Below are 7,368 nucleotides of genomic sequence, written 5' to 3'. Positions count from 1 at the left end.
GTCGAGCGCCACCCGGAACTGGCTCGCCGACCTGGTACGCGGTCACATCAAGGAGATCGGGTCGCGGTGTCGGGCTATGCCTGCGGGAAAGGTCGCGGGGATCGTGCCGGCGCGTCCTGCAGTAGGTCCGCACGGAACCGAAGTGGGCGACCGCGCTGGTGCGGGCCCTGTTGGTCCTAACGAACAGGGAAGTTGCCCGATGGCCGACGTTCTTGTCGCTGGATTACCGCACCGGACCTGGCCGAGCATCCCTAAGCTCACGCTCACGCTCACGCACACGCACACGCACACGCACACGCACACGCACACGCCCACCCGACCTGCAGTTTTCACGATGCACACTGTCCACTGGGAAGGCGGCGGGCCTTGATCCGCCCTTCCCGACGGCGGCGGCCCGGTTAGTGCACTCGGTCATCAGCGGGGCCGGCCACGGCCGTGGAGAGGCCTCTCAGCCTGGACAGTCCACCCCATCGGAAGGGCTCCCGACCCGACCCGCGAGACGATCTCCGTCCGGAGTCACCCGGCGTACGGGCCGCGGACGATGCTGTCTCCCGAATGGTCGGGCTTGCCGTTGTAGGGCTGGACGGAGACATCGACGACGGAGTACTCACGCAGGTCGATGTTGCTGGGCACGGGTAGGGAAGCCCGGCCGTCGGAGCCCAGGACGCCCATGGACACGAGCTTGGTGTGGCTACGGTCCATGAGCCACACCTCGAAGTAGCCGGACGTCCGGGGCAGACCCTTGACCGTGATGGCGAGAGTGCGGTGCCCGCTGCCACCGGTCAGCCGTGCGTAACCCGCCGAGTTCGCCTGCAACGAGTCCAGCCGCCTGCCGTCGGTGGCGGATACGGTCGTGTCGTCCCGGGTGACCCACCAGGTGATGGTGCTGCCCGCGGCGGCGCCCAGGAGCGCGGCGCAAGCGGCGAGCGCCACACTCACGCGCTGCAGGCGCCGGGGCCGCCGCGCTCGGACGGCGCTCGGCGAGGGGCGATCCCCTACGGCAGGGGATTCCCCAGCCGTAGGGGATTCTCCAACCGTAGGGGCTTCGCCACCCGTAGGGCCTTCGCCACCCGTGTCCACGGCAGAGGTCTCATCCCGACGCAGACCCAGCTCGTCCCCGATGGAAGTCCACAGATCCGCCGGAGGCGTGAGCAGCTCGTCCTCCTCGGCAACCGGGCCCTTCATGGTGGAAACGACGTGGCGCAGGGCGTCGAGTTCACGCGCGCAGCGCTCACATGTACGCACGTGTTCGTCGTCCGGAGGGGACGGGTCCTCTCCGATAGCCATCAGCGTCAGCGTCTCTTCGTCAGTGTGTTCCACCGTCCACCTCCAATCGCTTCTTCATGCGCATCAGCCCGCGCCGGGTGTTGGTCTTGACGGTGCCCAGCGGAAGACCGGTGCGCTGGGCGATCTGCGCCTGGGTCAGATCCTCGTAGAACGCCAATTCCAGAACGATCCGCTGTTGTTCGGGGAGCCGGTCCAGTTCGTCCGCCAGCACCATGACGTCCACGACGGAATCCGTCGGGGGATCCTGCTCGGGGAGCTCCGAGGCGCCCGCGACGGTGACCGCCTCGATGTCTCTCTGATGCCGGAAGCGGCGGACGAGGGCATCCGCCACCTTCTTGTGGGTGATACCCATCAGCCACGTCTTGAGAGAACCACGCTGCGGATCGTAGCTCTTGCGGCCCCGCCACGCGCCGACGAAGACCTGCTGAGTGACGTCCTTCGCCTCCTCGGGATCGCCCAACTTCCTTGCTGCCACGGTGAAGACCAGTGCGCCCCAACGACGGTAGGCCTCGTTGAGGCAGGACTCGTCGCCGTCGGCGAAACCCTGCCCGAGCTCTTCGTCAGAGCTGGTACTCACGACCGCAACAGTAGCCGCAAGCACCTGGGAGCCGCCCCATATCGGCGTCACGTCGGCGCCTCCACGGCAGTGACGAGCAGATTGTTCTGGTAGCCGCCCTTGTCGGCGAGATAGGGGCCCGCGCAGGTGATCAGGGTCAGGACCGGGGGCCCCTCCCGGCGGAACGCCCCGGACGCCGCGAGGTCCCGTTTGCCGACGGTGCGGCGTGCGCTGACGCGGTACTCGACCACACCACCGTCCTTTTGGCGCATGAGCACCCGGTCTCCTGCCCGGACGTCGTTCAGGACTGCCAGCACCCCCAGCCCGCGCCGTCGTGAGTCGACGTGGCCCACGATGACGGTCGACCCCTCTGCGGAGCCCGGCACCGGCGAGTACCGGTACCACCCGACCTGCTCGGGGTCCTCGGGGATCTCCACCTGACCGTCCGTCGCCACCCCGACCGTCTTGACGGCTGCCCTCACACCGAGGCGCGGCAGGGACAGCGAGGACGGCTCGCTCGCCTTGGCAGGAGACGGTGTCGCGTCGCCGGCCGCGAACGACGGCCTCGGCAGATCCCGGTCAGTCCCCGAGGACGAGACGGACGGGCCGCCCGGCGCCGCACCGAAGTCCTCGGCACCGGCCTTCGGGCCTCCGACCCGGGCATCGACGAGCAGCAGGACGGAGACGACAAGCCCCACGAGGGCAGCACACAGACCTACGACGAGACGACGCCGTGACGAGGTCTTGCTCATGCAGGGTTACCTCTTCAGCGAGAGAGGGGGCAGGGTGCCGCCGTCCGGACGGTGGCGGCACCCCGATGATCGGGCGGGCCTCAGCGCGTGCGGTGGCGCAGCCGCAGAAGCAGTCCCGCGGCGCTCAGGGCAGACACCGCGCCCAAGGACAGGGCACCGAGCGGGAGGCCCTCGTTGTGAGCGGCCGCCGCACCCGTCTCGCCGGCGGGGACACCGCCCGGCGCCGAGTGCATTCCCGTGATGGTCTGCGTCTTGAGCTGCAGGTTCTTGTCATCCGCGCTGCCCCAGGCGTAGACCACCGTGTTGGTGCCCTCGGCCAGGTTCAGATCGGCGGGACCGATCGCCACGGTGTCCGTTCCGGCGAGTACGACGTCGGCGGAGACCGTTCCGGCCGCCACCTCGCCCTTGGCTTCCTTGGGGTTCTCCAAGCCCTTGAAGACGGGTTTCTCGTTGGCCCGGACGTCGACCGCGGGCGCGGCGGCCACGTGCCGAACGGTCAGTCGTGCCTTGCCCGCGGGGATCTTGGACACGTCGTTGACGAACGCGTCGAGCGCGGGCTTCCCGTCGGCCGTGAGGTGGGCGACCAGCGTGGCGTTCGCGCCGGCGGGCACGTCGACCGTCTTCTCGATGGCCGGCGTGCCGTCGGGGCCCTCACCGTCCTTGAAGATCTTGATGTCGTACGAGCCCGCGTCCAGCTTCATCGGCTCCGTGAGGGTGCCCGGTGTGAAGTCCGGGATCAGCTCCTTGTCTCCCGCGTAGACGTCGACGGTCAGCCCCGGTACGCCGTGCAGCACCGACACCGTGGCCTGATCACCAGCGGCTTGCTGCTGATCCGCCGCGGCGGTCCCGGCGCTTGCAGACAGGGCGACGGCGATGGCGACGGCCACGGTGCCGCCCGCAGCGCGTGTGTTCATGGCGCTCTTCCCTTCGATCGGAATCTGCTGGAACGTGTGCGGCAACGCATTCCGTCGAGGGGTGCGGGATGGTTTCACCCGGGTGCAGATCTTTTTGAGCGGCCGATGTCGGGACGAGGACGGATCCGTAGGAGCGAGATCGATCAGAGCGTGGTTCTGGTGGCTGATGTGCCGCTTGCGAAGCCATTTACAGCCCCGAGACCAGCCTCTCGGCTGCATGACGTGATGCCCGACGGGCCCGTGGGCGTGCGCTCCGCCGGTCAGCCGACCAGAAGTGCGTTCCGATCGGCTGACCGACAAGCCCCGCATGTCACATGGTGACCATGACCGTCTTGGTCTCGGTGTAGGCGTCGAGGACGTCGGTGCCGTGTTCGCGGCCGAGCCCCGAGGTCTTGAAGCCTCCGAAGGGGACGGTGCCGGTGCTCATGTCGGCGTAGGTGTTGACCCACACGGTTCCGACTCGCAGGCCGGCTGCGGTGCGCTGGGTGCGGACGAAGTCACGGGTCCATATCGAGGCGGAGAGCCCGTACGAGGTGTCGTTGCCCTTGGCGATGGCGTCCTCGATGTCGGTGAAGGTCATCAACGCGGAGACGGGCCCGAAGATCTCCTCGCGAATGACACGCATGTCCGGTGTCACGTTCTCGAGCAGCACCGGGCGCATGAACAGTCCCTCGGCCTGCCAGTCGCCGCCCTGGTGGACACGGGCGCCTTCCTGGCGAGCGAGGTCGAGGTACCCGTTGACGCGGTCGAAGTGCTCGCGGGAGGCCAGCGGCCCCATCTGGGTGCCCTCGGCGAAAGGGTCACCCGCGACGTAGGAGACCATGGCGGTCAGGAGCAGGTCACGGAACTTGTCCTTGACGCCCTCCTGGACGAAGATCCGGCTCCCGGCCACGCACCCCTGACCGGAGCCCTGGCAGAAGGCCGCGGCTGCGGTCTGCGCCGCCGCCGGCAGGTCGGCGTCGTCGAACACGATCGTCGGAGACTTCCCGCCCAGTTCGAGGGTGACGCGCTTGAGGTCGACCGCGGAGGTCCGCAGGATGTGCCGGCCCGTGGCGACCGAGCCGGTGAAGGAGATCTTGTCCACGCCCGGGTGCTCGATCAGAGCCTGCCCGGTCATGCCCCCGTCACCGGAGACGACGTTGAAGACCCCGGCCGGCAGGTCGGTCTCGGCGGCGATGATCTGCGCCAGCCGGATCGCGGAGAGCGAGGACCAGAGCGCGGGCTTGTGTACGAAGGTGTTGCCGGTCGACAGCGCGGCGCCCAGCTTCCAGCACAGCTGTTGCAGTGGCCCGTTCCAGGCCGTGATCCCGGCTACGACACCGAGCGGTTCGCGCACGGTGTAATGAAACTTGGTGGGGTCGGAGGGCGCGGTCTGGCCGTAGATCTTGGTGGGCCAGCCGGCGTAATGACGCAGTACGTCGACGCACTGGCCCACCAGCCACTGGTTGACCCACAGTGCGCCGCCCATTTCCAGGGAGTCGAGGATGGCGAGTTCCTCACCGTGTGCCTCGATGGCGTCAGCGATCTGCAGCAGTAGTTCGGTTCGACGCTGCGGAGTGATCGCCGACCATGACGGGTCGGCGAACGCGGCCCGGGCAGCCCTCACCGCGGCGTCGATGTCCTCGGCGTCAGCCACCGCGACAGTGGTCAGCGGCTTCTGGGCGGTCGGGTCGATCGTCGGCTCCCAGCGGCCCGAGTGCGGGGCCACGAACTCACCGCCGATGAACAACGGCAGCGGCCCCTCGTCGAGCAGAGCGGGGCGGGGGCGGTCGGGAACCAAGGGAACGAATGACATAAGAGTCCTAACTAGTTGGTTCGGTATGGGGACCGTAACACAACCAGCAGGTTCGGTTAAGGTGGTGCCATGTCTCCCGCTTCCGCGTCCGCCGAGAACGCCCCACGTCGCACCCGCAGCGACGGTCGCGCGACACGGCGCCGCATCCTCGACGCAGCCACCGAGGAGTTCGCCCAGTACGGCATCGCAGGAGCGCGGGTCGACCGCATCGCCGCCAACGCCGGAGCGAACAAGGCCAGGATCTACGCCTACTACGGCAGCAAGGAGGCGCTCTTCGACGCCGTCCTGGCCGACAACGTCACCTCCATCGTCGACGCCGCCACCCTGGACCCAGCCGACCTGCCCGGCTATGCGGTCTCGCTCTACGACGCCTACCTCGCCAACCCCCTCTGGCTCCGGCTCGCCACCTGGACCCGCCTGGAACGCCGCCCGACCGGCCCGCTCTTCTCCGACGGACCCGCCCTCGACGAGCCGAAGCTCGCCCTGATCGCCGCCGAGCAACAGCAGGGCACCATCAACAGCGACTACACCCCGGCCGAGGTCCACGACATGGTGATCGCGCTCTCCCTGACATGGGCCCCCGTCAGCGTCACCACCGCGGCCACCCCCAACGACCCGGAGTCAGTTCACAGTCGACGCCGCCACGTACTCCGCACCGCCGTCGCGCACGCCTTCCGGGCCCGGCAGTGACGCGACGCGGTATCCCGGCCTGACAAACGCCAATTGGCCGCTCCGCACGAGCGGTTCGTGTGCTGGTTCAACCTGGAGCAACCGCGTCAGCCGCCGCTGGCGTATCTGCAGGGGTTGATCGCTCCGGGGGACCGCGGGCTGGTCGCGCTCGCGGAAGCGGAGACGGATTGGCAGGAATGGGTGATCGCCCGGCAGTGCCCGGGCGACTTCCTGTCCGTTCCGCGTATCCCAGGTGACCAGGCGGCCCGCGCAGCCGCCATCGGCCCACCACAGGGTGATCTTCTTGAAGCGGCGCCGCAGACGTTCCAGCAGGTCGCCTGGGCTCCCCAGACCACCCTCGGCCCGCTACGCACGCCACGGACACATCATCAGCTGGAAGGGGTTCGCCGCTCATCTCACCGAGACCTGTGCTGCCGACGGCCCCAACGTGATCGCGGATGTCGCCACCACCGCGGCCACCACCCATGACAGCCAGGTCCTGCCCGGCATCCACACCCGCCTGGCTCGTCGCGGCCTGCTGCCCGCCGAGTACCTGGTCGACGCCGGCTACACCTCCCTGCCCCACCTGGCACAAGCTGCCCGTGAACACCAGGTCACCGTCTCCGGGCCGCTGAAGAGCAACCCCACCCGCCAGCACCGCCGAGGCGAGGGCTTCGCCCGGGACGACTTCCACATCGACTACGACAAGCAGCAGGTCACCTGTCCCCAGGGGCAGGTAGGCGCGGGCTGGCACGGCCCCTACCCGACCTCCTCGCCCACCGCCGCCTTTCTGATCGTGGCACGGGTCACCTAGGGCCAGTGCCGTCCGTGCCCGGCCCGCGCCCAGTGCACCAGCACCGCCGACAGCGCCCGCACCGTGGGCTTTCCCCCGCGCGAGCTCCGTGACCTGCAACTCCGCGTCCGCGCAGAACAGCAGACGCCCGAGTGGAAGGCCCGCTACGCGGTCCGTTCCGGAGTGGAGAGCACGGTCAACGAGCTCGCCCACGGACACGGTATGCGGCACTGCCGCTACCGAGGACAGGGAAAGGTCCACGTCCAGCACGTCCTGACGGCCATTGCCGTCATCATCGAGCGCCTCGGCGGACTGTCACCGGCCGAGGAAGCCCCTACTCCCCGCCGGCCGACTGCCTTCCAGAACCACCTCGACCAGCGTGAGATCCCTGGCCTGAAGTCCTGGCGAACCCTGGGCAGTTGACTCCACCGACACCAAGATCCCCGACAGAGTCAAGGTGAGGTCGTGGCCTCGGGCTCTGGCCTAGTCCTCGAAGGCCCCCGGGGCCTCGAACACCTCGTGGACCACGATGTGCGTATGCATGACCGTGCTGGCCTTTCGGTCTATGTGTGATGGGAGCGGTGCGCTGCGGTAGCTCATGC

The 7,368-nt window shown here is 68.6% G+C and carries 8 protein-coding genes; 3 read left to right on the top strand and 5 right to left on the bottom strand.

The genetic code is table 11. The features are described 5' to 3' along the window. Positions 1-516: 516 nt before the first annotated feature. From EHS43_RS32300 to EHS43_RS32280, 5 genes are all read right to left on the bottom strand, one after another. Entirely contained in the window at positions 517-1,185 is a 669-nt protein-coding gene (locus EHS43_RS32300) for an anti-sigma factor (RefSeq protein ID WP_260470812.1), read from the bottom strand. A 121-nt stretch (positions 1,186-1,306) separates the two neighbouring features. After that, positions 1,307-1,864: a sigma-70 family RNA polymerase sigma factor gene (locus tag EHS43_RS32295; protein ID WP_260470811.1), complete on the bottom strand. Its 558-nt coding sequence runs from the start codon at positions 1,862-1,864 to the stop codon at positions 1,307-1,309. A 47-nt stretch (positions 1,865-1,911) separates the two neighbouring features. Continuing rightward, on the bottom strand, positions 1,912-2,595 hold the full coding sequence (locus tag EHS43_RS32290; RefSeq protein ID WP_125194223.1) for a class F sortase: 684 nt from the start codon (positions 2,593-2,595) through the stop codon (positions 1,912-1,914). A gap of 80 nt (positions 2,596-2,675) precedes the next feature. Beyond that, positions 2,676-3,509: a DUF4397 domain-containing protein gene (locus EHS43_RS32285; protein WP_125194222.1), complete on the bottom strand. Its 834-nt coding sequence runs from the start codon at positions 3,507-3,509 to the stop codon at positions 2,676-2,678. 310 nt (positions 3,510-3,819) lie between these two features. Beyond that, complete coding sequence (locus EHS43_RS32280) at positions 3,820-5,304, bottom strand: aldehyde dehydrogenase (RefSeq protein ID WP_125194221.1); 1,485 nt, start codon at positions 5,302-5,304, stop codon at positions 3,820-3,822. 69 nt (positions 5,305-5,373) lie between these two features. Between EHS43_RS32280 and EHS43_RS32275 the strand changes: the two genes are divergently transcribed. The 3 genes from EHS43_RS32275 to EHS43_RS48225 all read left to right on the top strand — a co-directional run bounded on the left by EHS43_RS32275 (position 5,374) and on the right by EHS43_RS48225 (position 7,189). Beyond that, a complete protein-coding gene (locus tag EHS43_RS32275) occupies positions 5,374-5,994 on the top strand; it encodes a TetR family transcriptional regulator (RefSeq protein WP_125194220.1) in 621 nt (206 codons plus the stop codon). A 427-nt stretch (positions 5,995-6,421) separates the two neighbouring features. After that, positions 6,422-6,787 (top strand): transposase, encoded by a 366-nt coding sequence (locus EHS43_RS48230; RefSeq protein WP_260470810.1) that lies wholly within the window; start codon positions 6,422-6,424, stop codon positions 6,785-6,787. A gap of 63 nt (positions 6,788-6,850) precedes the next feature. Then, a complete protein-coding gene (locus tag EHS43_RS48225; protein WP_260470809.1) occupies positions 6,851-7,189 on the top strand; it encodes a transposase in 339 nt (112 codons plus the stop codon). Positions 7,190-7,368: the final 179 nt, after the last annotated feature.

Origin of the sequence: Streptomyces sp. RP5T, assembly GCF_003933965.1 — a bacterium.
Lineage (GTDB): Bacteria > Actinomycetota > Actinomycetes > Streptomycetales > Streptomycetaceae > Streptomyces.
Note: the sequence above shows the minus strand (reverse complement) of the source record. Positions and strands in the feature narration are given on the sequence as shown.

Coding starts and splice junctions, on each gene's coding strand:
- EHS43_RS32300 (WP_260470812.1), bottom strand. CDS start 1,185: ATGAAGGGCCCGGTTGCCGAGGAGGACGAGCTGCTCACGCCTCCGGCG.
- EHS43_RS32290 (WP_125194223.1), bottom strand. CDS start 2,595: ATGAGCAAGACCTCGTCACGGCGTCGTCTCGTCGTAGGTCTGTGTGCT.
- EHS43_RS32285 (WP_125194222.1), bottom strand. CDS start 3,509: ATGAACACACGCGCTGCGGGCGGCACCGTGGCCGTCGCCATCGCCGTC.
- EHS43_RS32280 (WP_125194221.1), bottom strand. CDS start 5,304: ATGTCATTCGTTCCCTTGGTTCCCGACCGCCCCCGCCCCGCTCTGCTC.
- EHS43_RS32275 (WP_125194220.1), top strand. CDS start 5,374: ATGTCTCCCGCTTCCGCGTCCGCCGAGAACGCCCCACGTCGCACCCGC.